General features: G+C 59.0%; 24 protein-coding genes. 9 read left to right on the top strand and 15 right to left on the bottom strand.

The genetic code is table 11. The features are described 5' to 3' along the window. Nucleotides 1–6: 6 nt before the first annotated feature. From ribD to EF096_RS18265, 4 genes are all read right to left on the bottom strand, one after another. Nucleotides 7–1,137 carry a bifunctional diaminohydroxyphosphoribosylaminopyrimidine deaminase/5-amino-6-(5-phosphoribosylamino)uracil reductase RibD gene (gene ribD, locus EF096_RS18280; RefSeq protein WP_235869795.1) on the bottom strand — a complete coding sequence of 377 codons (1,131 nt, stop codon included), beginning with the start codon at nt 1,135–1,137 and terminating at the stop codon, nt 7–9. Then, on the bottom strand, nt 1,130–1,603 hold the full coding sequence (gene nrdR / locus EF096_RS18275; RefSeq protein WP_123891201.1) for a transcriptional regulator NrdR: 474 nt from the start codon (nt 1,601–1,603) through the stop codon (nt 1,130–1,132). The genes ribD and nrdR overlap by 8 nt, the downstream gene beginning before the upstream one ends. 132 nt (nt 1,604–1,735) lie before the next feature. Beyond that, complete coding sequence (locus tag EF096_RS18270) at nt 1,736–3,220, bottom strand: AMP-binding protein (protein ID WP_123891200.1); 1,485 nt, start codon at nt 3,218–3,220, stop codon at nt 1,736–1,738. Next, a complete protein-coding gene (locus tag EF096_RS18265) occupies nt 3,217–4,206 on the bottom strand; it encodes an NAD(P)H-dependent flavin oxidoreductase (RefSeq protein WP_123891199.1) in 990 nt (329 codons plus the stop codon). The genes EF096_RS18270 and EF096_RS18265 overlap by 4 nt, the downstream gene beginning before the upstream one ends. 144 nt (nt 4,207–4,350) lie before the next feature. Here EF096_RS18265 and EF096_RS18260 point away from each other — a divergent pair, with 144 nt between their 5' ends. The 7 genes from EF096_RS18260 to EF096_RS18230 all read left to right on the top strand — a co-directional run bounded on the left by EF096_RS18260 (nt 4,351) and on the right by EF096_RS18230 (nt 10,309). Beyond that, on the top strand, nt 4,351–5,256 hold the full coding sequence (locus EF096_RS18260; protein ID WP_123891198.1) for a LysR family transcriptional regulator: 906 nt from the start codon (nt 4,351–4,353) through the stop codon (nt 5,254–5,256). A 62-nt stretch (nt 5,257–5,318) separates the two neighbouring features. Beyond that, a complete protein-coding gene (locus EF096_RS18255; RefSeq protein ID WP_123891216.1) occupies nt 5,319–5,987 on the top strand; it encodes a class I SAM-dependent methyltransferase in 669 nt (222 codons plus the stop codon). A 79-nt stretch (nt 5,988–6,066) separates the two neighbouring features. Then, a complete protein-coding gene (gene trxA, locus EF096_RS18250) occupies nt 6,067–6,954 on the top strand; it encodes a thioredoxin (protein ID WP_123891197.1) in 888 nt (295 codons plus the stop codon). Between the two features lie 174 nt (nt 6,955–7,128). Beyond that, a complete protein-coding gene (locus tag EF096_RS18245; RefSeq protein WP_123891196.1) occupies nt 7,129–7,749 on the top strand; it encodes a DUF2796 domain-containing protein in 621 nt (206 codons plus the stop codon). 45 nt (nt 7,750–7,794) lie between these two features. After that, entirely contained in the window at nt 7,795–8,505 is a 711-nt protein-coding gene (locus EF096_RS18240) for an ATP-binding cassette domain-containing protein (RefSeq protein ID WP_123891195.1), read from the top strand. Beyond that, nucleotides 8,505–9,767 carry an ABC transporter permease gene (locus tag EF096_RS18235; RefSeq protein WP_123891194.1) on the top strand — a complete coding sequence of 421 codons (1,263 nt, stop codon included), beginning with the start codon at nt 8,505–8,507 and terminating at the stop codon, nt 9,765–9,767. Before EF096_RS18240 ends, EF096_RS18235 begins: the two co-directional genes overlap by 1 nt. Nucleotides 9,768–9,790: 23 nt before the next feature. Continuing rightward, nucleotides 9,791–10,309 carry a DUF3299 domain-containing protein gene (locus tag EF096_RS18230; RefSeq protein ID WP_220469392.1) on the top strand — a complete coding sequence of 173 codons (519 nt, stop codon included), beginning with the start codon at nt 9,791–9,793 and terminating at the stop codon, nt 10,307–10,309. On the opposite strand, the gene EF096_RS18225 is transcribed toward EF096_RS18230, so the two are convergent. The 6 genes from EF096_RS18225 to EF096_RS18200 are packed head-to-tail and all read right to left on the bottom strand — an operon-like array spanning nt 10,310 to nt 15,139. Further along, nucleotides 10,310–11,386, bottom strand: a complete 1,077-nt coding sequence (locus EF096_RS18225) for a tetratricopeptide repeat protein (protein WP_123891193.1) — start codon at nt 11,384–11,386, stop codon at nt 10,310–10,312. Continuing rightward, nucleotides 11,386–12,096 carry an energy transducer TonB gene (locus EF096_RS18220; RefSeq protein WP_123891192.1) on the bottom strand — a complete coding sequence of 237 codons (711 nt, stop codon included), beginning with the start codon at nt 12,094–12,096 and terminating at the stop codon, nt 11,386–11,388. The genes EF096_RS18225 and EF096_RS18220 overlap by 1 nt, the downstream gene beginning before the upstream one ends. Continuing rightward, nucleotides 12,096–12,509 (bottom strand): ExbD/TolR family protein, encoded by a 414-nt coding sequence (locus EF096_RS18215; RefSeq protein WP_123891191.1) that lies wholly within the window; start codon nt 12,507–12,509, stop codon nt 12,096–12,098. The genes EF096_RS18220 and EF096_RS18215 overlap by 1 nt, the downstream gene beginning before the upstream one ends. A gap of 11 nt (nt 12,510–12,520) precedes the next feature. Next, a complete protein-coding gene (locus EF096_RS18210; protein ID WP_235869794.1) occupies nt 12,521–13,036 on the bottom strand; it encodes a MotA/TolQ/ExbB proton channel family protein in 516 nt (171 codons plus the stop codon). Then, entirely contained in the window at nt 13,029–14,381 is a 1,353-nt protein-coding gene (locus tag EF096_RS18205) for a MotA/TolQ/ExbB proton channel family protein (protein ID WP_123891190.1), read from the bottom strand. The genes EF096_RS18210 and EF096_RS18205 overlap by 8 nt, the downstream gene beginning before the upstream one ends. Beyond that, complete coding sequence (locus EF096_RS18200) at nt 14,378–15,139, bottom strand: DUF3450 domain-containing protein (protein WP_123891189.1); 762 nt, start codon at nt 15,137–15,139, stop codon at nt 14,378–14,380. The genes EF096_RS18205 and EF096_RS18200 overlap by 4 nt, the downstream gene beginning before the upstream one ends. A gap of 194 nt (nt 15,140–15,333) precedes the next feature. Between EF096_RS18200 and EF096_RS18195 the strand changes: the two genes are divergently transcribed. Continuing rightward, nucleotides 15,334–16,032, top strand: coding sequence for an OmpW/AlkL family protein (locus EF096_RS18195; RefSeq protein ID WP_123891188.1), 699 nt, complete (start codon nt 15,334–15,336; stop codon nt 16,030–16,032). Between the two features lie 28 nt (nt 16,033–16,060). Here EF096_RS18195 and EF096_RS18190 read toward each other — a convergent pair whose 3' ends face one another. From EF096_RS18190 to EF096_RS18175, 4 genes are all read right to left on the bottom strand, one after another. Continuing rightward, complete coding sequence (locus EF096_RS18190; protein WP_123891187.1) at nt 16,061–16,942, bottom strand: sugar nucleotide-binding protein; 882 nt, start codon at nt 16,940–16,942, stop codon at nt 16,061–16,063. A gap of 88 nt (nt 16,943–17,030) precedes the next feature. Beyond that, nucleotides 17,031–17,708: a histidine phosphatase family protein gene (locus EF096_RS18185; RefSeq protein WP_123891186.1), complete on the bottom strand. Its 678-nt coding sequence runs from the start codon at nt 17,706–17,708 to the stop codon at nt 17,031–17,033. Nucleotides 17,709–17,858: 150 nt separating this feature from the next. After that, on the bottom strand, nt 17,859–18,350 hold the full coding sequence (gene ssb / locus EF096_RS18180) for a single-stranded DNA-binding protein (protein WP_123891185.1): 492 nt from the start codon (nt 18,348–18,350) through the stop codon (nt 17,859–17,861). A gap of 28 nt (nt 18,351–18,378) precedes the next feature. Then, on the bottom strand, nt 18,379–19,749 hold the full coding sequence (locus EF096_RS18175; RefSeq protein WP_235869793.1) for an MFS transporter: 1,371 nt from the start codon (nt 19,747–19,749) through the stop codon (nt 18,379–18,381). Nucleotides 19,750–19,931: 182 nt separating this feature from the next. Between EF096_RS18175 and uvrA the strand changes: the two genes are divergently transcribed. Next, nucleotides 19,932–22,763 carry an excinuclease ABC subunit UvrA gene (uvrA, locus tag EF096_RS18170; protein WP_123891184.1) on the top strand — a complete coding sequence of 944 codons (2,832 nt, stop codon included), beginning with the start codon at nt 19,932–19,934 and terminating at the stop codon, nt 22,761–22,763. Between the two features lie 23 nt (nt 22,764–22,786). Here the strand turns inward: uvrA and EF096_RS18165 are convergent, their stop codons facing one another. Beyond that, nucleotides 22,787–24,745: a methyl-accepting chemotaxis protein gene (locus tag EF096_RS18165; RefSeq protein ID WP_123891183.1), complete on the bottom strand. Its 1,959-nt coding sequence runs from the start codon at nt 24,743–24,745 to the stop codon at nt 22,787–22,789. Nucleotides 24,746–25,112 lie beyond the last annotated feature (367 nt).

Raw genomic sequence — 25,112 nt, 5'->3', positions numbered from 1 at the left:
ACACTCTCAGGAAGGGAAAATCGGGCGTGCGGTGATGCGCCAGTCCTGGCCTATGGCTCGCATATCGGAAACGGCGACATCCATCGCCTCGCTCATGCTCTCGAAAGGGAGCTGCATCAAGGGGCGCGCCTGACTTCCCAGCAAGCGCGGCGCCATATACACAATTAGTTCGTCTACCAGACCGGCACGCCAGAAAGCACCAGACAAGGCCGCTCCGGCCTCGACCAGCACTTCGTTGCAGCCGCGCTCTGCCAGGGTGCGCAGCACAGTGGGCAGATCCACTTTGCCATCGTCACCGGGTAGCGCCAGCAGCTCGCTGCCAATGCTCTGATAGGACTCCGCTGCCTGCTCGGCGCTGGTGCTGATCACCAACGTAGGGCCTGACTCACGGAAAAAACGTTGCTCCAGCGGCACACGCCGCAAGCTGTCGATCAGCACGCGCAGCGGCTGACGCTGCACGGCAGCGCTGGCCTCTTCGTCAGACAGGCCAAGCTCACTGGCGCGCACGGTCAAGGCCGAGTCGTCCAGCAATACGCTATCGGCGCCGCTGATCACTGCGCCGCTGCGCGCGCGCAAGCGCTGCACATCCGCACGCGCGGCAGGGCCGGTAATCCATTTACTTTCACCGCTGGCCATCGCCGTGCGGCCATCCAGACTCATAGCCAGCTTGACCCGCACCCAGGGCAAACCCAGCTGCATACGCTTGATAAAGCCAGGATTCAGCTCACGCGCCTGCTCTTCCAGCAAACCGCAAGTCACCTCGATACCCGCATCGCGCAGGCGCTGCAGGCCATTACCGGCAACCAGGGGATTGGGGTCCTGCATAGCGGCTACAACGCGGCTCACGCCAGCAGCGATCAAGGCATCGGCGCAGGGCGGGGTCTTGCCAACATGACTACAGGGTTCAAGGGTCACGTAAGCGGTGGCGCCGCGCGCCTGCTCACCGGCTTGAGCCAGCGCGTTAACTTCGGCATGGCCTTCGCCAGCCTGCACGTGCCAGCCCTCACCCACAACCTGTTCACCCTTCACCAGCACGCAGCCGACGCGCGGATTTGGTTCAGTGGTATAGAGTCCACGGGCAGCCAGCGTCAGCGCGCGGCTCATCCACTGTCGATCAGCAGGATTCCACTCAGGCATCGGTATCATCCTTTTCCCGACGCGACAGACGCTCGATCTCTTCGCGGAACTGATTCAGATCCTGGAAACGGCGATACACAGAGGCGAAGCGAATATAGGCCACTTCGTCGAGCTGCTTCAGCTCGCGCATGACCATCTCACCCACCACCATCGCCTTGACCTCACGCTCGCCAGTGGCGCGCAATCGGTGCTTAATGTGGCCGATGGCGGCCTCGATCTGCTCAACGCTGACCGGGCGTTTTTCCAACGCACGCTGAAAGCCGGCACGCAGCTTGTCTTCGTCGAAGGGCTGGCGCCGACCATCCTGTTTGATGATACGCGGCAGCACCAGTTCAGCGGTTTCGAAGGTAGTAAATCGTTCCTGGCAGGCAAGACATTCGCGACGACGACGCACCTGGTCACCCTCAGCCACGAGGCGAGAGTCGATCACCTTGGTGTCATTGGCGCCACAGAATGGACAATGCATGTAAGATTTCCCGGACGGATAACGGATAAAAGCGGCCTACATCTTACTCTTTTGTAGGCCGCGATAAAAATGTATCCGTAGGTTTCAGCCGTCAAACCCGCCGAAAAGAAGGCGAAGCATCGGGTTTTCGCGTCAGGAAGGAGCAAACTGCTCGCGCAGACGGCGTTTGGCGACCTTGCCGTTGTCATCGCGCGGCAGGCTATCGATCAGCTCAACACGGCGTGGCACCTTGTATCCCGCCAACCGCTCACGCACATGCTGCCGTACCTGTTCTGCGCTCAGCAACCCTGCGGGTGCAGCCACTACCGCCATTAGCGATTCGCCGTACTCCGCATCGGGGATACCCACTACCGCGCAATCAATCACCCCAGGCAGAGTAATGAGTACATGTTCGATCTCGGCCGGATAGATATTGACGCCGCCGGATATCACCATGTCTGACTGACGATCGCAGACGTAGAGATAACCTTCTTCATCCAGATAACCAATATCACCCACGGTTGCGAGGTCATCCAGGCCCGCCTTTTGCCGCGCGGTATCGTTATTGAGATAGGTGAAGTCCGGCACCGCTGGCTGACGCACATAAATCACGCCTGGCTCGCCCTGCGGGCAATCGTTACCCTGCTCATCCACGATGCGAATACGCGTCTCACCAATCGGCAAGCCCACACTGCCGGGCTTGCGCCGTGCCGAGACTGGGTCCTGGATAGTGATCATGCCGGTTTCGCTAGAGGCGTAGGTTTCATAAATCACCGGACCCCACCAGTCGAGCATCGCCAGCTTCACGTCCGGGGCGCAGGGCGCGCCGGTAGAGGCGACAAAGCGAACCGACGATAGATCGTATTTTGCCCTCGTCTCGGCCGGCAGGCGCAGCAAGCGCACATACATAATGGGCACCAGAAATACCGTGTCGATCCGGTACCGCTCAATCAGCGCCAGCGTCTGCTCGGCATCAAAACGCGGCATAACCACCATGAGTTCGGCCTGCAGAATCGACTGCTGCGCAAAAGAGCTGGGCGCGCTGTGATACAGCGGCGCCGACACCAGCGTACGCACGCCTGGCTCGATACCCCAGGCCGCCCGCGAGAGCCCCCGCATGGCAGCAGCCATGGCTTCACGTTCTTCCGGTGCCGGAGCCAGGCGCTTGACGCCTTTGGGTCGACCAGTAGTACCTGAGGTGTAGGCCATGTGGGTGCGCGGCGTGCGCGGCTCACCGGCATAAGCAGACTGGTCAGCCAGCCAGGCCTCATAAGGTAGGTATCCGGCGGCAAGACCACCCTCGACGCCGTTGACCAGCACTGTCACTCCATCAGGAATGGCGCCTGCCAGGTCATCGAGCAGATCAGCCTCGACCAGAAATACCTTGGCCGCCGAGTCCTGCAACAGAAAGGCCACCTCATCCGCCTTGAAGTGCCAGTTGATCGGACAGTAAAAACAGCCCGCCGTCTGGCAGCTCTGAATCGCATCAATAAACGCCGGGCCGTTACGCAACATGACGGCGATCACATCGCCGTCTTCCACGCCCAGCCGCGCCAGGCCGCCAGCCAGCTGCAAGGCGCGCTGGGCAACCTCATCGCCACTACGATCCAGTTCGCCGCAGATCAGACGCGCCGTCATGCCTGCTCACCATAGGGGCTGGCAATTGCCTGCATACGTGCACGAGCGCTGGCGTATTCCTGCTCGAGCTTGCTGACTGCTTCGGCGGTGGAGGTGATGGCGCCAATACTGCCCACACCCTGACCCGCGCCCCAGATATCGCGCCATGCCTTGGTTTTACTGCTGCCGCCAGAGCCAAACTTCATGGTGCTTTTGTCGCCCTCAGGCAGGTTGTTTGGATCCATCCCCGCATTCTGGATACTGGGCTTCAGGTAATTGCCGTGCACACCGGTAAACAGATTGCTGTAGACGATGTCATCGGCACTGGTATCAACCAGCATCTGCTTGTATGCCTGATCGGCATTGGCTTCATGGGTAGCAATAAAGCGCGTGCCCATATAGGCCAGATCAGCGCCCATGGCCTGGGCCGCGAGAATTTGCTCACCCTTGGAAATCGAGCCGGAAAGAATGATAGGGCCGTCATAGAATTCGCGAATTTCCGATACCAGCGCGAAGGGACTCAACTGCCCGGCGTGACCACCAGCGCCAGCACAGACCAGAATCAGGCCATCCACACCGGCCTCGATTGCCTTTTTGGCGTGTTTTACGTTGATCACATCGTGAAATACCAGCCCGCCATAACTGTGTATCGGCTCCACTACGTCGTTGGGCGCACGCAGGCTGGTGATGATGATCGGCACCTTGTACTTCACGCACATCTCCACATCGTGCTGCAGCCGATCGTTACTGCTGTGCACAATCTGGTTAACCGCAAAAGGTGCAACCACCGCGTCCGGATTCTGCGCCTTGTACTCAGCCAGCTCACGGGTAATGCGCTCAAGCCACACATCCAGCTCTTCGGCGGGACGCGCATTCAGCGCAGGAAAAGAGCCGACCACACCAGCCTTGCACTGGGCAATCACCAGGTCAGGGTTGGAGATGATAAACAACGGCGAGCAGATGACGGGCAGTGTGAGCGAATTTTGCAGAACGCTGGGTAGACTCATTATTGTTCTCCTTGGGCTAAGCCTTATTAGATCGAGCGGCAACAGGGCCAGAGTATTTATCCGGTGTCTGGACTATAAAAGCACAGCTTTTGATCTACAATGCTCTCTTATCGGCCCAAACTGTTTACATATTGACAACAATAAATGGATATTAAAAACCTCCAGTTTCTCAGCGCCGTGGTTGAGGCTGGCAGCATGAGCGGCGCCGCCCGCCGACTGGGCACCTCGCGCTCGCATGTCAGCCGCCGACTCAAGGCGCTGGAGCAGAGTATGCAGCTGCAGCTGTTCCGCCGCACCACGCGCCGGGTCGAGCCGACGCAGATTGGCTGGGCGCTCTATGAACACGCCGCGCGCATCAGTCAGGAACTGAACGCTTTGCAGGCTACGGTAGACGACTTGGGCAAGAACCTGCGCGGGCATATCCGCCTGAGCGTGCCGGTCGCGCTGGGCCAACAAGTCGTCGGGCCGCTACTACTCGAGTTCGCCGAACTCTATCCCGAAGTTAGCCTGCAACTGACCTTTAGCAATCGCATCTTTGACCTGGTCGCGGCCGAAATTGATGTCGCCATTCGCGTCACCTCTACGCCGCCTGAGGCGCTGGTCGCACGCGATCTGGGACCAGTGGACTGGGCGCTCTGCGCCAGCCCCGCTTACCTGCAAAGCCACGGCACACCGCAGCAGCCGGACGACCTGCTGACACTGGACATGGTCAGCGTCAACCTGCCGGAACAGCGGCTGCCGTTGGAGCTATTCGATGGCCGTCAGACCCGTGTGCTGAATCTGCGTCCGCGCCTGCAAACCGAGGACATGCCCTTTCTCAGGCGTGCCGCGCTCGCCGGTATCGGTTGTGCGCTGCTACCGCTATACAGCGTGCAACACGAGCTTAATAGCGGCGAGCTGGTGCGGCTGCTACCGGACTACCGAGCACGGGTCAGCGCCTGGGGCGATCAACTTTATCTGCTGACCGCGCCCAACCTTTACCCGACCCTGGCGACCCGTGCGCTGATTGAGTTTCTGCTCAGCCGTTTGCGCAACCAACTAGAGGGCTAATGGTACTGCGCAGGGCAGAAGCGGAAGGCTACAATAGCGGCGACCGAACTCTGGACCAGACCATGACTCTCGCTGCACTGAACGCCGAATTGCACAAGGTTTTACCCGACGCTCAATTACTGGCCGCTCGCCTGCCCGGGCTGGAAGAGCTTGAGCTGTGGCTGCTCGATCCTGCCAATCTGGATCGCGCTTTTGCCAGCGACGAAACTCGCCGCCTGTTGGAACACCCACCCTACTGGGGCTTTTGCTGGGGCAGCGGTTTGGCATTGGCGCGCTGGGTTCTCGACCATCCTGAGCAGGTACGAGGTAAGCGGGTACTCGACTTTGGCGCGGGGTCGGGCGTCGTGGCGCTGGCCTGCAAACTGGCAGGCGCCGCCAGCGTCATCGCCTGCGACCTTGATCACCCGGCACAGCTGGCCTGCGCACTGAACGCTCGCTGCAACGACATGCGCCTGGAGATAGCCGGGGACTACTTCGCGGTTAGCGGCCCGCTCGATCTGATTATTGCCGCCGACGTGCTCTACGATGCAGAAAATCGACCCTTGCTGGATCATTTTGCCCAGCGCGCAACGGCCGTGCTGATCGCCGATTCACGCGTCAGGACCCTAGACCACCCACCCTATCAGCGCCAGCAAATACTACCCGGTCGCACCTGGCCCGATCTCGGCGAGCCGGAAGAATTCCGTCAGGTCAGCGTCTACGCCGCTGGATCGGCATTGCATGGCGCTTGATCTGGCTGCGCGTCAGCCCTATAAAGACAGCCTGAACACGGGCGCCTGAACGCCCGCCACCTCTTGCACCGGAACTGCCATGTCATCGTCTTACCTGTTTGATGTCACCACCGATACCTTCGATCGCTATGTGCTCGAAAACTCCTTCCACAAGCCGGTTCTGGTCGACTTCTGGGCCGACTGGTGCGCACCGTGCAAAGCGCTGTTGCCGGTGCTCACCAGCATCGCTGACAGCTATGCTGGCGAATTACTGCTGGCCAAGGTCAATTGCGACCAGGAAGCGCAACTGAGCGAGCGTTTTGGTATTCGCAGCTTGCCTACCGTGGTGCTGTTCAAGGATGGCCAGCCGGTGGAAGGCTTTGCTGGCATCCAAACGGAAAGCGCGATTCGTGAGCTACTGGTCCCGCATATCGGCGCAGTGCCGGAAGCGGTTGCAGCAGAAGAGCCCGAGCCTATCGACCCGGCAGCGCAGGCAACGGCGCTACTCGAGGCAGGGGCAGCGGCGGAGGCAATCCCCTTGCTGCAACAGGCCATAGCCGACGAGTCCAGCGATGCGCTGTTGCTGCTACTGGCACGCGCCCTGGCTGAAACAGGTGAACTGAAAGACGCAGAGCAAGTGCTTGGCGCCATCAGCAAGCCCGAGGCGCACAAAAAAGCCATCAACGACCTCAATACGCAGCTGGTTTTTCTCAAGCAGGCAGTCGACTTTCCCGCAGCAGAATTGCTGACTCACCGCCTGGCAAGCGACCCGCACGACAGCGAAGCAGCCTATCAATTGGCCATCCTCAGCCTGGCGCGACAGGATTACGAGAGCGCGCTGGGCGGCTTGCTGAGCTTGATGCAAAGCGACCGCAGTTACGCTGACGGCGTCGCGCAGAAAACCCTGATGCAGGTATTCGACCTGTTGGGCGCGGCTGACCCCGTGGCTATTCAGTACCGCCGCAAGCTCTACCAATTGCTCTACTGAGCCCAGCACTGGGCGGCAGCGATGCCGCTCAGGGCCTGCTCCGATCACGCGGCCCTCGCGTTTTCTTTTTCAGCACCTAAACACCCCCAAAAGCAGCACAGCACAACTCAGCCTTTACAAAAATGAAATAAGATAACATTATGTATCTTCATTTTACCGTACAGAGAACTCATCATGCGCCGCCATCTCGCCACTCTCAGTCTTGCCCTTCCACTCAGCGTCTATGCCCTGGCTGACGGCCACAAGGAACACAGCAGCCTTGACGCCCATGAGCACGGTGTTGCCAGCTTGAACATAGCGATAGATGGCACTCAAGTGAGCCTGGAACTCGACAGCCCGGCGGCAAACCTGGTGGGCTTTGAGCACGCTGCCAGCCAGCCTGAGGACATCGCCAAAGTGGCTGCAGTGCAAGCCCAACTGCGCGACGCGTCTCAACTATTCCAGCTGCCTGCCGCCGCCGGTTGTAGCCAGGCATCCGTTGACCTCGACAGCCCTCTCTTCGCAGGCAACGAGCACGAGCACGAGCACGAGCACGAAGATCATGATGAAAAGCATGAGCACGAGCACGAAGAAGCCGCTCACGACCATGATCATGAAGAACACCATCATGAGCATGCCGACATTGAGGCCAGCTACAGCTTCACCTGTGCCCAGCCCGAAGCGCTGACCAGCCTGCAACTACCCCTGTTTAACGTGTATCCAGGACTGCAGCGCCTCAACGTGCAAGCCATTACCCCCGCAGGCCAAATGGGTGCCGAACTGACAGCCAACAACCCGGTTATCAACTTCGAGTGATACCCTGATTACTTTGCCGAGCCAGCCCGTGGAAACTTGCTAACGATGACCCGCCCCCTGCTAGAACTGAATAACCTGCGCTTTGCCTGGCCAAAACAGCCAGTGCTGCTGGATATCGATCACTTCGCCTTGGCGCCGGGTGAGAGACTATTTCTAAAGGGGCCGTCAGGCAGCGGCAAGACCACGCTGCTTGGTCTGCTGGGTGGCGTGCACCTGCCGCAAGAGGGTGAAGTAACCCTGCTGGGTCAGTCACTCAATGCGCTTTCGGCCCGTCAGCGCGATCGCTTTCGTGCTGAGCATAGTGGCTACATCTTCCAGATGTTCAACCTGCTGCCTTACCTCTCGGTGCAGGACAACGTCCTGCTGCCCTGCCGCTTCTCGCAGCAACGCAAGCAGCGCGCAGAGCAACGCCACGGCAGTCTGAGCGCAGCCGCTACCCACTTGTTACAGGGCCTAGGTCTGACTGACCCAGCACTGTTGAACAGGCCAGCCACGACCCTGTCCATCGGCCAACAGCAGCGAGTCGCAGCGGCACGGGCCCTGATCGGCACGCCCGAACTGGTGATCGCCGACGAGCCCACCTCGGCACTGGACGCTGACAGCCGTGAGGCCTTTATCCAATTGCTGTTTGCTGAATGCGCCGAGGCCGGCAGCAGCCTGTTATTCGTCAGCCACGACACCGCACTGGCCCCGCTATTTGATCGCAGCCTGGCCTTGCCTGAATTGAATCGCGCCGCCAGTGCGGAGGTGAACTGATGTATTTGCTTCGTCTGGCCCTGCAAAGCCTTAAAAACAGACGCGTGACTGCGCTGTTGACGGTATTGGTCATCGCCCTGAGCGTTACCCTGCTACTGACCGTGGAGCGCGTGCGCAGCGAAGCCCGCGCGAGCTTTGCCAGCACCATTAGCGGAACTGATCTGATTGTCGGCGCACGCTCCGGTTCGGTACAGCTGCTACTGTACTCGGTGTTCCGCATCGGCAACGCCACCAACAACATCCGCTGGGAAAGCTACAACAACATCAGCACCCTGCCACAGGTGAAGTGGGCCATCCCCATTTCGCTCGGTGACTCGCATCGCGGTTTTCGTGTAATGGGAACGGACCAGAGCTACTTTAGCCACTTCCGTTTTGGCCGCGACAAGCCTCTGGTTTTCAGCCAGGGCAAAGCCTTCGATGACCTGTACGACGCCGTCATCGGCGCCGACATCGCCCGCGAATTGGGTTACAAATTGGGTACCGAGATGGTGTTGGCGCATGGCGCCGGTGCCGTCAGCTTTGTAGAGCACGCAGACAAACCCTTTCACGTCAGCGGTATTCTGGCCAAGACCGGCACCCCGGTTGACCGCACCATTCACGTCAGCCTGCAAGCCATCACCGCCCTGCACGTAGATTGGCAACAGGGCATGCCTGCCCGTGGCAGCGGCCATGTCAGCGCCGAGCAGACCAGACAACTGGACCTCACGCCCACTGCCATTACCGCGATGCTGTTGGGCCTGAACCGGCGCATCGATACCTTCGCTGTGCAGCGACAGGTCAATCAGTTCAGTGGCGAACCCTTGCTGGCGATCATGCCTGGCGTAGCACTGCAGGAATTATGGAGTTTGCTCAGCGTGGCAGAAAAGGCCTTGTTGCTGGTCTCTGCCTGCGTAGTGCTAACCGGACTGGTTGGCATGCTAAGCGCCATTCTTGGCAGCCTCAATGAACGCCGCCGGGAAATGGCCATACTGCGCTCCGTCGGGGCCAAGCCATGGCACATCTTCAGCTTGCTGGTGCTGGAAGCCATGGCATTGGCCGCCGCCGGGATACTGCTCGGTCTGGGCTTGCTGTATATTGGCCTTTGGATAGCGCAGCCCGTATTGGAACAAGAGTACGGCCTGTTCATGCCACTGGGCTGGCCCAGCCCGGCTGAATGTAAACTGATGGCGAGCATACTCGGTGCCAGCCAGCTGCTGGCCTGCATTCCTGCCTGGCGCGCCTACCGGCTAGCGCTGGTGGACGGCCTTTCGATCAAGACCTGAGGATAATCACCCGCGTGCGTGCCCTGATTAACGTTTCACTGCTGGCCCTGTTGCTGGCCAGCCTACCCACTCAAGCCGCGCGCGAATTGAGCTGGGATGATTTGATCCCGCCGGGCACAGCAGACCAGTTTGGTATGCCACAGCCGATGCACGACATGTCGCAGCTGGCCGACGTACTCAGTGAAAACGCCAATGCTGGCGGCACCTCGGTAGTTGATCAACAAAAGCCCCAGGCGCCCACCGTCGCCAAGCTCGATGGTGAAGACGTCAAGTTGCCGGGCTATATAGTGCCGCTGACACTAACCGACGATAACCGGGTAACCGAGTTTTTGTTGGTCCCCTACTTTGGCGCCTGCATCCACGTACCACCCCCGCCGTCCAACCAGATTGTCTTGGTACAAAGCGATGAGGGTGTAGCCCTGGATGCCACTTACGTACCCTTCTGGATCACCGGCACTCTGCATGTCGAGCAAAGTGAGAGCGAACTAGCCAGCGCCGGCTACCGTATGAGCGCCAGCAAGATCGAGATATTTGAGTACTAATCAGGGATTGATTTGCGCCGCCGCAGCAGCATTGCGCAGGGACTGTAACTGCCGGCGCTGCTCTGCATTTGCGGGGCGAGTCTGGGCCAGCGTTGCCTGCAAGGCAGACCAGTCAGCCTGCTGATATTGCAAATAGGCCACCTGCAACCAGTAACCCGCATCGCCGCTCTGCTGAGCCAGTTGCCGCCAGGCGCTGAGCGCCCGATTTTGATCCCGTGCAGCTTGCCACAATTGCGCCAAACGCAAGCGCTGTTGCTGATCGGCGGGTAACAACGCCTGGTCAATCAAGGCCTCCAGCAAGCGCGCGGCCTGCCAAGGCGCGCCAGCCTGCGCATGCAATGCCACCATATTATTCAGATCCGTTGCCGCCAAGCCGACCCCACCTTCGTAGGCCAGGCGTAAGGTCGCGGCGGCCTCCACTTGCTGTCCGGCCATACTCTGCATACTGGCTAGCTGGCGCCAGACTTCAATATTGCCCGGTGCGCGGCGCACCAGCACCTGCAACCAGGTGACCGCCTGAGCATAGCGTCGCAGCTCATAGTTCATGCCCGCCAATAGCTGATACCAAAGATCGTCCGCCGACGGGTTGGCGCGCACTATCTGCTCCGCCAGCGGTATCGCCTTACGATAATCCTTCAGCTCACGATAAGCCTGTACCAGCAGCTGCCGCATCTCCAACGGCATGCCATGGGTGCTTTCGGCCTCCAACACAGTCACTGCCTGCTGATAGCGGCCCTGCTGTACCAGTAGTTGCGCCAGGTTACGCCGATCCTGCTGCACCGCGTTGGCATCCAGTGCTCCCTGTGCCAGCGCCTGCTCCAGCCACCGAATAGCAGCAGGATAATCCTCGCGCGCAATGGCCAGATAGCCCAGACGCTGCTGCACCAAAGCCTGCTCCAGCGAGCCTGAGTTAGTACTTTTCAGCACTTCAGCAAGCAGACGCTCGGCTGCACTCGGATGACCCGACTGCAGCACATCACGCGCCTCTTCCAGCGCCATGAATACCTTGGGATCAATTTGCTGCGCCAGCGCCAAAGGCGATACCAGCAGACATAATAAAAGCAGTAACGAGCGCATCAGCGCCGACCTTCCGGCATACGAAAATACAGTGTCTTGACCGCTTCGCGCGCCACCGCATGACCATTCTCGCGTCGCGGCTCAAAGCGCCAGCGTCTGACCGCACGCCGGGCCTCACGCTCAAACACCCCGGGCGGTTCAGCAGCGGTTACCCGCAAGTTATCCACCCGGCCCTCCGGCGTGATGGTGAAACGCAAGGTTACTTCACCTTCAATACCCGCGCGCAGGGCTCGCTGCGGATAGTCGGGCTTAATATTAACCTTGGGCTCGGCTTCCTCTACTGCTCCCGGCGGAGACGCCGCCACGACAGCCTCAGCGGATGCCGTTGGCGAAGCGGTATGGGTACTCGCACTGGCGGCGGCAGGTGCGGGTTGCAGGTTGCTCTGCGGTGGCGCGGCGCTCAGCTGCATTGTGCTCTGCAACTGAGGCACTGCAATCTGCAGCTGCAGTTGCGGCGGGGGCTGCGCTACAGGCGCAGCAAGCTGTGGCGGTTTTAGCGGTGCGGGTGGCGTTGGCCGTTCCGGACGCTGCAGTCTCTGCGGCGATGCGTCTTCGTTCGGGCTCTCGCTGATACTGCGCACGACGCCAACCCGCACCAGTTCCTCGGGCCGCTCAGTCTCACGCTCTGGTGGCGTGATCAACACCACCATCAGCGTGAACAGGGCCAGCGCAACCAGTAGGGCGCCCATAAAGCTGAGCAGCAATCGCATCAGCGTCGTTCTGCCGTAGCAGCCAATGCTACATCTTCAACCCCGGCCAAGCGGGCCTGGTCCATCACCCTGATCACCAGCCCGCTGCGCGCATCCTTGTCTGCCTGCACAACCACGGTGCTGTCCGGTTGATCAACCCGCATGCGCTCCACCGCAGCGCGAACCGCGCGGATATCCACGGGTTTGCGGTCCATCCAGATCTCGCCATCGGCACTGACCGCAATCAGAATATTGCCCTTGGGCTTCTCGCTGGCACTCGCAGCCGAGGGTCGCTCTACCGTGATACCCGACTCCTTGATGAAGGAGCTGGTAACAATGAAGAAGATCAGCATGATGAAGACGATATCCAGCATAGGCGTCAAATCGATGCCTGCCTCCTCATCCGCTGTACTGTGATGCCTGCGCATGCGCATGCGGCGCGCTCCTATTCGTGACGCAGGCGGTCAGACAACCGCTGCAAAGCCCGGCGTGACTGTTGATCGAGTCGCGCCAAACAAAATAACCCACTGATAGCGATGACCATGCCGGCCATGGTCGGCACGGTTGAACGCGATACACCGGCCGCCATGGCCCGGGGATTACCGTTACCGCTGAGAGCCATGACGTCAAATACCTGAATCATGCCGCTAACGGTACCGAGCAAACCGAGCAAGGGACAGAGCGCGATCAGTACCCGCACCATCGGCAGGTATTGAGTCAATCGCTGCTGCGCCTGTGACAACCAGGCACTGCGGATATGCCGCGCAGCCAAACTGCGGCGCTCCCCTCGCCCCAGCCAGGCCTGTTGATAGTCCTTGGCCTGGCGTGGAAACACTCGTCCAAGAAACCACAGCCGCTCCAGCATCAGGGTCCACAGCACAATGGTGACCAGCAGAATGCCCCACAGCACCCAACCGCCGCTGTCGAGGAAGTCCCGCAGTCGCCAGACTGCTTCAATCACGCGGCGTGTCTCCGCCACCCAGGTGCAGCGCAATCAGTCCCGCACTTTGCTGCTCGAGCAACTGAATCAGCGCTTTGCTGCGGGCAGCAACCAAACTATGCATAAACAGCAGCGGAATCGCCGCGATCAAACCCAGCACTGTGGTCACCAGCGCCTGGGAAATACCGCCCGCCATCAGCTTGGGATCCCCGGTGCCGAACAGCGTAATCGCCTGAAAGGTGGCGATCATGCCAGTGACCGTGCCCAATAGACCCAGTAGCGGCGCAACCGCCGCGAGCAGTTTGATCAGCCCTTGCCAACGCTCCAGTGCAGGCGTTTCCTTGAGAATCGCCTCATCCAGTTTGAGCTCCAGCGTATCCAGCTCTTCCAGGCGAGGCTGGCTGCCGATCACACTGAGCACCCGACCCAGCGGATTGTCGGCCTGTAGTTTATCCAGGTCAGCGGCTTGCCGGTCTACCCGGCGTTGCACACCCTGCAACCAGATCAGCCGAGCCAGCGCCAGCAGGATGCCAAACGCCCCCAGAGCAATAATCACATAACCCACGATCCCGCCTTGCATCACTCGCTCAAGCAACTTGGGCGTGCGCTGCAACTGCTCAATCACATTACCGCGCGCAGGGTCGATCCAGAGATCAGCCATGCCCTCTCTGGGCGCGACGAAGTCGGCGATGAGTCCCGTGCCGGCGGGTTGGCGCGCTGCTGCCAGCAGTTGCTGACTGTCCCGCTGGTAGCTCAGGTACTGCTGTTCGCTCAACGCGACGAAGGGACCAACACTGACCACAGGTTGCAGCGCCGTTTCGCCGTGACGATCCACAACGGGGGCGTCATAGCGGCTGACTTCGCCGCTAGCCGTCATATCCTGCTGTAGCCGATACCAAAACTGCTCCAGCTGTTCTACCCGCGGAATCTCCTGACTTTGCGCCAGCGTATCGAGCTCCTGCAAACGCTCCGGGAAACGGCTGTTCAGCAACGAGTCCTGCCACTGACTACGGGTATCACCTGCGCTTTGGCGCACCACACCAAACAACTCACCCAGATCGCCACTGCGCTCAGCCAATGCCGCCCTGGCTGCGGCCAACGCTTCGCTCTGCTGCTGAAACTGGGCATCCAAAGCATCGGCGGCGGATTGCAACTCATCACGCTGCCCTACCTTGGTAGCCATGCGCTGTTGCTGCTGATCCTTTTCGCGCAAGAATGCCTGCTCGCGCGCGTGCATTTGCGCCTCTTCAGCGCCACGGGTGTCGCGAATACTGCGCAGCAGATCCTGCTTGTTGGGCGCTTGCGCCTGCGCCTGACTCAAGGGCAGCAAGACCAATAACAGACACCCTATCCACAATGCTTTCATGGTGTCTGCTCCTGAGTCACCGCTGGCAAGGGTAAGCGCAGCATGACCGGCACCTGCTCAGTACGTGCGATCGCCATACCCTGCTCCAGCGTGCGGCGATAACCATTCGGCAGGGGTTGCCAGCGCTGTGTCGCGGTATCCCAATAGCCCTGCTCCTGCGCGTCCAGCGTTTGATAAAACAACATCAAACGGCCCAGCCGCAGAAACTCGACCACCCGGCTGTCGTCAGCCTGCACCAGTTCACCACGCCAGGCTTCCAGCGTGCGTCCGTAGTCACTTTCGATCTGATAGGCCTCCAGCACTCGCCGGTACAGTTCGGCAACACTCACGTCAGGATCCACCAATAAATCCTGCAGTCGTGCTACGCGCTGTTGGCGCTCATCAAGCAAAAAGGGCATATCGACCGCGACAAACTGCTCCAGCGTATCCACCATGCGGCTAATCAGGGGACGCATCTCCGCCTGGGTGTGCTCGACACTCCCCAGCTGCGCATGCAAACTACTCAGCTCTTGCTGCTGCTGCGCGACGACCTTTGCCATCCGGCTGTTGTACTCGGCCAACTGACTGATCTGCTGATTGGCCTGACGGTAGTTTTCCAGGGCGTTGCGCGCAGCGTCGTCTAGCTGATCGATACGGCGCTGCGACGCTACGGCCGTGCTAGTCAATTCGCTGCTTTGCTGCTGCGCCTGCTGCACGGCTTGCTGCGCCTGTACCGCCAGCGGCAGACACAGCAATGCGGTTAGCCAAACTGCCCTCATTCACCTTCTCCCCGAGAAGTGTTGGCCGTCAGCGGCCGCCAAAAGAGCAACATTGTCAGCGTTGCATCAAGAGACTTCAACCGCGCTGTTAACGGCCTGGCTGACCAAGACGCACGCTCTCTTGCTCTAGGTCAATATTTGCGAGCAAAGCCAGGCGTACAGTTGCCCCTGTTCACTAATCAAGGAGTTACATCATGTCACGCTTCGCCACCAAACTGACCGCCAGCCTTCTGCTCGCTCCTGCGCTGCTGGCAGCTTCCGTTACAGCCCAAGCGCACCAGGCAGGCGACATCCTCGTACGCGCTGGCGCTATCACCGTTGATCCACATGAGGACAGCTCCGGCATCAAGACCTCAAGCGGTACCAATCTGGGCGGTAGTGCCACTCTGGATAGCGACACTCAGCTGGGTTTGAACTTCGCGTACATGGTGACCGATCACGTAGGCGTTGAACTGCTCGCTGCAACCCCTTTCAGCCATGATGTGGGCATCAAAGGTTCACCAGCTGGCGCCGATAGTCTGAACGGCAAACTGGGTACGCTGAAGCACCTGCCACCCACCCTGAGCGCGGTCTGGTACCCCATGCAAAGCACCGCCGCTTTCCAACCCTACCTGGGTGCGGGTATCAACTTCACTTGGTTCTTTGATGAAGACGTCAGCAGCTCAGCCGAAGCCAAGGGCTTCGACGGTCTGAGCATGGATAATTCCTGGGGCCTGGCGGCGCAAGTGGGTGCTGACTACATGATTACCGATAAACTGATGCTCAATGCTCAGATGCGCTACATCGATATCGAGACCACCGGCTACACCACCTACACTCCCGTAGGTCGCCTGAAGGTTGATGTTGATGTCGACCCACTGGTCTACATGGTTGGCTTGGGCTACAAGTTCTAATCAGCCAACGACCGAAGAGCGCGGATACTCAGGCCGCAGGGGGCTGCAGAATATCGTCCAGCCCCGCTCGCCAAGCTCTTGGCTTGATGCCAAAAGCAAACAATAAACGCCGCCCGTTCAGAGCGGCGTTTTGTGGTTCAAACTGCGCGGCCGGCTGGTCTGCGTAGTTTACCGGCTCAATGATTGGGTCTTCACTCAGACGCTCAAGGCTTAGTAACTCCTGGCCCAGGCTCTTCGCCAGACTGATCCAGCTTGACGCCTCTACACTCGCGTAGTGATAAACCCCATACAACTCTGCGTCACAATCCATCTGCTTGATTACCGCCAACAATACCCGCGCGGCATCGGCCAAGGGTGTTGGGTTACCGCGCCACTCTTCTGCCAGGGCAACACGCTGGCTTGCCTGCAACTGGTTTACCAGTCTCATCAACAAGCCGTCCGGCGACTGATCCAGCAGCCAACTAAAACGCAGTAACAGATGCCGCTTACAGCGCCGCACCAGCAACTGGTCGAGAGCGGCCTGCACTGCGCCTTGGGCACCAACAGGGGTCAGCTCGTCTTTTTCGGTGTAGGGGGTATTCTTTTCGCCACTGAAGACGCGGGTATTGGACAGCATGCACAGCAGCATATCCCGCTGCGCGCAGGACTCGATCAAGCGCTCGCTGAACTGCCGCTGCGCGGCCATTTGCTCGGCATCGGCCGTCACTAACTGAAACTGCTGATGATAATGCGCGAGGTTGATAACCGCATCCGGTGCCAGCTCGTCGAGCCAGCCATCAATCGCGTCTGGCCGCCATGCATCAGACGGAGTGCCTGGCAGCAGAAACTCAATGTCCTCTGCTGCGGCCTGAGTCACTAATGACTGACCCAGTAACGATTCGTGCCCCAGCAGCAAAACCCGCTTGCGCATGCTTTATTAACCCTTGTAACCCGTTATCCAGTGTGACCTGTATTGTGCAGTGTCCGCAGCCGCGCGTCACCTGCCAGTCTCGTTGGGCTCAGGTATAGGTGATCAGCTCACGTCGCTCGGGGGCATCCAGATGCGGAACACTGTTGAAACTACTCAGGCGCATTGAGCGTTGATTGAACACGCAATGAATCAGTCCGGTATTGCGCGTCTGCAAGTTCAACTCGATCATGGTTTTGCTCGGCGCCTCCAGCAGCTGGCGTACCAGCATGGCTATGGCGCCGCCCGAGCTGACCGCGAGGACACGCTGACCTTTGTAATTGCTCATGATGTGCTCACGCGCATGCAAAATACGCTGTTCAAACTGAGCCCAAGTCTCCGGCAAACTCCCCTCAAGACGACCTTCAGACCACAGCACGATGCCCTGCTTCAAGCGCTTGAAGTAATCAGCCACCACCGGTTTATCGGGCAACGCCTGGTCAGGGTGCTGCGCAAGAAAGGCGTGCAATACGGAATGGAAGTCGAACTCGTTGAGCTCCGGCAAGACCTCAAAAGACCGGCCGGCAACACCCAAGCCCTCGCAGATACCTTCCGCCGTCTCCCGATGCCGCACCATGTCGCCTGTAATGATGTGATCAAACTGCATGTCCTGGGCGCTGAAATAGTCCCCCAGGAGTCGTGCTTGCTGGTGCCCCTTTTCAGATAGCAGGTCATAGTTATCGGAGCCAAAGGAGGCCTGGCCATGGCGCACAAAATAGACTTCTGACATTGATATACCCTTCTCGCTAGCAAACCAGAGGCAACCCGCCCACGCCTGCATACCGCAATTGGGTACAGCGCTTTTCACGAGCCATAAAAAAACCCGGCAGACCGGGGACAATCATCCTAGGTCATGCCGGGTTACGGCGACAGCTACATTCTAGAAAGGAATGTCGTCATCAAAGCTGTCGTAATCCGGAGCAGGCTGCTGCGGTGCTTGCTGCTGCGGCTGAGCAGCGGGTTGCTGCTGTGGTGCCGGGCGCGAAGGCTGCTGCTGGCGCGGTGCGGCGTTTTGCTCGCCACCAGAGGGACGGCCATCAAGTAGCTGCATCTGGCCACCGATATCGACAACTACCTCGGTGGTGTAGCGCTTGACGCCGTCTTTTTCCCACTCGCGGGTCTGCAGGCGGCCTTCAATATAAAGCTTGGAGCCTTTGCGCGCGTACTCGCCAACCACCTCGGCAATACGCCCAAAGAACACCACTCGGTGCCACTCGGTACGCTCTTGCTGCTGACCGGTTTGCTTGTCTTTCCAGCTATCGCTGGTGGCCAGCGTTACGTTGGCCACCGCATTGCCGTTCGGCATGTAACGAACCTCGGGATCACCACCGACATTACCGATCAAAATAACTTTATTGACGCCTCTGGCCATTCCTCTTCTCCTGATATATCTGCGGTGATCAAACGGGCGCTACAACTCGGTCCAGCGCCTCACGATCCAGCTCTTTGCTGTCGACTTTTATGTATGCTGCGGCTTCTTCCGCCACTATGAATGCTTCTGCCACCCCCGGCACGGCCAGCAAACTGTCCGACAAGGACGTATCCTGTGACTGCGCGGGAGTCAGTGCCAAGCGATAGCTGGTCACGTAAGGCGGTTCGTTCATGGTAACACCAATAACCAGCCACGACAGTGCCAAGAGCCCGCAACCGGCAAACACGCCGAGCAGGCCGAAATGGCCAAATATCCAGCCACCCATGACGCCACCCAGGGCAGCACCGGCAAACTGGCTGGTGGAATACACTCCCATCGCGGTGCCCTTGCCGCCAGCCGGGGCAATTTTGCTCAGCAGTGACGGTAATGTCGCTTCCAGCAGATTAAAACCGACAAAGAAAAGCACGATAGTCGCGACCAGCCAGGGTAGCGAGTCCATGCTCAGCCAGAACATGGGCTGTACCAGCAACAGCATAGCAATCGCGCCCAGGACCACCCGTTTCATCTGCCGCTGCTTCTCGGCATAAATGATAAAAGGAACCATGGCAAAAAAGGAAATCAGCAGCGCGGCCAGGTACACCCACCAATGCTGCTCCTTGGGCAGATGAGCATGCTGCTGCAGCGCCAGCGGTACCGCAATGAAAGTCGCCATAAGGATCGCATGGAGCGAGGCAATGCCGTAATTAAGGCGCAGCAAATCGGGGTTACGCAGCGCAGGTAGAAACGCGGCACGCACGACGCCCGCCTCACGGTGGCGCAATGAGGTTTGCGGTGTGGGTACACAAAAGATGACTAGCAACATGCCGACGACCGCCAGCACGCTGGTCGAGAGAAACACCCCATGCAAGCCAGCCAGCCCGGCGATAACCGGGCCCGCCACCATAGCCACAGCAAAGGCGCTACCAATGCTCATACCGATCATCGCCATGGCTTTGGTGCGATTCTGCTCTTGAGTCAAGTCAGCCACCAGCGCCATAACAGCCGCCGCAATAGCGCCAGCGCCCTGCAAAATCCGTCCGGCAATCACTTGCTGAATACTGTCTGCCTGCGCGGCGAGCAAACCACCCAGCGCAAACAGCAATAAACCAAAGAGGATGACCGGTTTACGCCCGATGCGATCCGACAGCATGCCAAAGGGAATTTGCAGAAATGCCTGGGTCAGGCCGTAACAACCAATGGCCATCCCGATCAATACCGGAGTCGCACCAGCCAGGCTTTGACCATAGGTGGCCAGTACCGGCAGCACCATGAACAGACCCAGCATGCGAAAAGCAAACACCAGCGCCAGCGATATGGCGGCGCGGCGCTCTAAAGGGCTCATGGAATCGGCCTGCTGCATGACTGCTCCCAAAAAAAGCGCGATTTTACCACGACGCGGTTGCGATGCATCGTATTTGCCCGCGTTGATTTGACATGCCTTGTTACATTGGCTGCAAAATCCGGAAAGATGCAGGCTTCTTTGCCCGTAGACCGCCTGACAACGTATACTTGTCCGCTTTGCTGGCTGGGGGTAAATGGGCTGTGGATACCATCGTGATACGTGGGGCTCGCACCCACAACCTGAAGAATATCGACCTCGACTTACCGCGCGACAAACTGATCGTGATTACCGGCCTGTCCGGCTCCGGCAAGTCTTCACTCGCTTTCGACACACTCTATGCCGAGGGACAGCGCCGCTACGTAGAATCGCTATCGGCCTATGCACGCCAGTTCCTGTCGATGATGGAAAAACCCGATGTAGACCACATCGAAGGTCTCTCGCCGGCTATCTCTATCGAGCAGAAATCAACCTCGCACAACCCACGTTCTACCGTCGGCACCATTACCGAGATTTACGACTACCTGCGCCTGCTTTTTGCCCGCGTGGGCATCCCCATGTGCCCCGATCACGACCTGCCTCTGGCCGCACAAACCATCAGCCAGATGGTGGACCAGGTGCTGGCTATGCCGGAAGGCCGCAAGCTGATGTTGCTTGCGCCAGTCATGCGTGAACGCAAGGGCGAACACCTGGCGCTGATCGACGAGCTGCGCGCTCAGGGCTTTGTAAGGGCGCGCATCGATGGCCGAATCCATGAACTCGATGAAGCACCTGCGCTCGACAAGAAACGCAAACACACTATTGAAGTGGTAGTTGACCGCTTCAAGGTACGTGAAGATCTGCAGCAGCGACTGGCTGAATCCTTTGAGACCGCCATTGGTCTGGCAGATGGCATCGCCATCATTGCCCCCATGGAAGGCGAAGAAGGCGATGAAGTGACCTTCAGCGCACGCTTTGCCTGCCCTGAGTGCGGCCACTCAATCAGCGAGCTGGAACCCCGCCTGTTCTCCTTCAACAACCCCGCCGGCGCCTGCCCGGGGTGCGACGGCTTGGGCGTAAAACAGTTCTTTGATCAGAAGCGCCTGGTAAACGGCGAGCTAACCTTGGCCGAAGGCGCCATTCGCGGCTGGGATCGCCGCAATGTTTACTACTTTCAGATGCTCAGCTCGCTGGCCGAGCACTACGGCATCAATCTCGACTTGGCGTTTGACGACCTGCAAGACCACCATCGCAAACTGGTGCTTAGCGGTACTGGTAATGACAAGGTACCCTTCCGCTACCTGAACGATCGTGGCGATGTGGTGCGCCGCGAGCACCCCTTTGAAGGCATATTGCCCAATCTGGAACGTCGCTACCGCGAAACCGAGTCGCAAAGCGTGCGCGAAGAGCTGACCAAGTACCTCAGTACGCAACCCTGCCCCGACTGCCACGGCACACGCCTGCGCCGCGAGGCGCGCCACGTATTCATTGATGACCGCAACCTGCCGGGCGTCACTACCATGCCCGTAGGCGCTGCAGCTGAGTATTTTGGACAGCTGACACTGCAGGGTAACCGCGGTGAAATCGCCGAGAAAATCCTCAAGGAAATCCGCGCGCGACTGATGTTCCTGGTCAACGTGGGGCTGGATTATCTGACGCTGGATCGTAGCGCCGATACGCTCTCGGGCGGCGAGGCGCAGCGTATCCGCTTGGCCAGCCAGATTGGTGCCGGGCTGGTTGGCGTCATGTATATCCTCGACGAGCCCTCTATCGGCCTGCACCAACGCGATAACGAGCGCCTGCTCGCCACCCTGACTCACCTGCGTGAGCTAGGCAACACGGTCATCGTTGTCGAGCATGATGAAGATGCCATCCGCATGGCTGACTATGTCGTCGATATAGGTCCTGGTGCTGGCGTCCACGGTGGGGAAATCGTCGCCAAGGGCACACCAGAAGAGGTCATGAACAATCCCGATTCGCTGACCGGCAAGTATCTGTCAGGCAAGGTCAAGATCCCAATCCCCGCTCAGCGCACACCGGTCAGAAAAGACCAGTGGCTCAAGCTCAAAGGGGCGTGCGGCAACAATTTGCAGAATGTCGATCTGGCTATTCCGGTTGGCCTGCTGACGTGTGTAACGGGCGTCTCCGGTTCAGGTAAATCGACCCTGATCAACAACACCCTATTCCCCATTACAGCGACCGCACTCAATGGTGCGACCACGCTGGAAGCTGCTCCGTACAAAAGCTTTGATGGCTTGCAGCATCTGGATAAAGTGGTGGATATAGACCAGAGCCCAATCGGCCGTACCCCACGCTCCAACCCGGCGACCTACACCGGTCTGTTCACGCCGATTCGCGAGTTGTTTGCCGGCACGCAGGAAGCACGCTCGCGTGGCTACAAGGCAGGCCGCTTCTCCTTTAACGTTAAAGGTGGGCGCTGCGAGGCCTGTCAGGGCGATGGCCTGATCAAGGTAGAGATGCATTTCCTGCCGGATATCTATGTGCCCTGCGACGTATGTAAAAGCAAGCGCTACAACCGGGAAACACTGGAGATCAAATACAAGGGCAAGAACATTCACGAAATCCTTGAGATGACCATCGAGGAAGCGCGTGAATTCTTTGAAGCGGTGCCTGCGCTAGCGCGCAAGCTGCAAACCCTGATCGATGTTGGCCTTACCTACATCCGTCTCGGTCAGTCAGCCACCACCCTTTCCGGCGGTGAAGCGCAAAGGGTCAAGTTGGCCCGCGAACTGTCAAAGCGCGATACCGGCAAAACCCTCTATATTCTGGACGAGCCCACTACCGGCCTGCACTTTGCCGACATCCAGCAGTTGCTCGACGTGCTGCATCGCTTGCGCGATCACGGCAACACCGTCGTCGTGATCGAACATAACCTGGATGTTATCAAGACCGCTGACTGGTTAGTCGATTTAGGCCCAGAGGGCGGTTCCGGCGGCGGACTAATCATCGCTACCGGTACCCCGGAAGAAGTCGCCGCCGAGGCGGTTTCACATACTGGTCGCTTCCTCGGTCCCCTGCTGGAACGCGACCGCTAACAGCGCAGACGGGGCCGGCATCATTACAGCTGAAAATGCGCTACCAGCTGCTTTTGACTGTCGGCCACTTTGTGCAAGCGCTCTCCGCTCTGGCGAGTGTATTCCGCTGTTTGTCGGTTTTCCTCAGCCATTGCCTGCAATTCATGCATATGCAAATTGACCTCTGAGGTCGTCGCAGCCTGCTGTTCCGCGGCAGTTGCGATCTGAAACGCCAACGCATGCACGCCTTGCAACGACTCATCCAATAGACTCAGCGAGCCCAGTACGGCCTGAGTTTCCTGCTCCAAGCCCTGCGCCTGGCCAGCGGCCCCCTGCATACGCTGCATTGCCTGCTGAGAGGACGTATCCAGCGTCGCGATAATGCCATGAATCTCGTCAGTCGCAGTACGCGTGCGCAGCGCAAGACTGCGCACCTCGTCTGCGACGACAGCAAAACCACGGCCTTGCTCGCCAGCGCGAGCAGCCTCAATGGCAGCGTTGAGGGCAAGCAGGTTGGTTTGCTCGGCGATACCGGAGATAACCTGCAAAACAGCACCAATCTGCTCGCTGTCAGAGGCTAGGGTATGAACGTCCTGATCAGCTGAGCGCAAACTGACAAGCAGTGTGTCCTGCCGCTCTATCATGCTCTCGAGGGTCAATTGCATAGTACCAAAGGCATCCCGGGCGGCAGAGCTACCCTCTGCGCTACTGGTGGCACTGCTCGCGATCTCTTGAACGGTAGCAGCCATCTGATCCGCCGCGGTAACCACCAGCTCGACCGCTTGTTGCTGTTGATCCAGTCTTACGCTCGTCTTACCCGCAGCCTGGAGAATATCATCGCTGGCGGCAGTCACCGCCTCAGTAGACGACCTTAGTTGCCCCACAATATCGCGCCAAGCGCCGGCCATCTTGTGCAGGGCAGCCATTAGCCCACCAGGGTTAGCCTCCGTGGACTCGACCTGCATATCACCGGTAGATAGGCGCTGGGCCAGAGCAGCCATGGCGCCCGGCTCACCCCCAAGCGGGCGCATGACGCTGCGACTAATGAGCAGGGTAGCAATAATCACCGCGATGACGGTCGCCAGACCCAACAGCAAAACCTGGCGCATCAAGCGGCGAACAGGCGCATAAGCTTCGCTTACATCCATCTCCGCGATCAACGCCCAGCGCTGCCCATCAAAGTTGACAGGAACGAAGGCTTTCAATGAATCAGAACCATCAAGTCCGGGCTCCAGCAGCCGCCCCTGCTCGCCGCCAATCGCGCGTTGAACCGCCTCTGCTTCAATAAGCTGCCCCTGACTACCCGCTCTTGCCACCAGCCGGTCGGCAAATCTCGCAGAGTCAGAACGTAGCAGGCCATCCTCGCCTACCAGGTAGGTTTCACCCGACTCTCCCAAGCCCCGGCGCGACTGCATCACTTCATTCAAGGGAGCCAACGGCAGCTCAAGCATTATCAGTCCGTTGACCTCATCGTCCACGCCGATCGGCGCAACCATGAACTGAGTTGGCTCCCCGTTAAGCGGATTGACCTTAAGATCATCAATGAAAGCCGTACCTTTGCTAAGCCCCTCTGCCGCCAATTGCCCCTGCGGACGTTTACTCCACTCGTCAGATAGCAGGTCAGCCTGATAGTCGTCCCCCCGCATCACACTAAAAAATACTTTGCCCTCACGGCTGATCAGCTTTAGATCGCTGTAGCCATAGGTTTCAATAAAGCTTTGGAAGGTAGGGCGATCGTAGTTAGAGGCGCTGATCAACGCCATTTGATCCAGGCCCGCGTAATTGTTGGATAGGTTGGTAGCAAGGGTTTGCAACTGGTTATGCCTGGACCGCCAATTACTCTGCAACTGTTGCTGCTTAATACTGGCCACCGCCTCAAGGCTGTTCAGGGTCTGCTCGCGCAACGCCCCGCTAGCCTGTTCGTACACGCTGAATGCAACCGCGATAACCGGCAAAAGACCAACCAGAATATAAGTAGCTGCCAGTTTAAAACGTAACGACATTGCAGAGCGCTCCGAACAAAGGGGGTGAATGTCCGGTTACTAGCAATATTCGTGCAACTTAACGCACAAATGTAAATTTATTTTTACCCTCCCATGAACAGGGAGCCTCATCGCAGGCACGTAAAAGACAACAGGCGCAGCCAAGAAATACCCGCGCCATCACTGCGCCAGTACGCACTTAAATGGGGCAAAAGCGGGCAGGTGGAAATAAACCGACAGAGGCCTTCCCGCAACAAAATACGGGATCGAGTAGGGAGCGGGATTACTCCCGCCGCCCTCTCACACCACCGTACGTGCGGTTCCGCATACGGCGGTTCATGACTGACACTGAAGGCGCCGCTGGGTATCCAGCAGCGAGATCAATCCC

The organism is Pseudomonas neustonica (assembly GCF_003797945.1).
GTDB classification, from domain to species: Bacteria; Pseudomonadota; Gammaproteobacteria; order Pseudomonadales; family Pseudomonadaceae; genus Halopseudomonas; species Halopseudomonas neustonica.
This window is presented reverse-complemented; position numbering and strand designations above follow the sequence as displayed.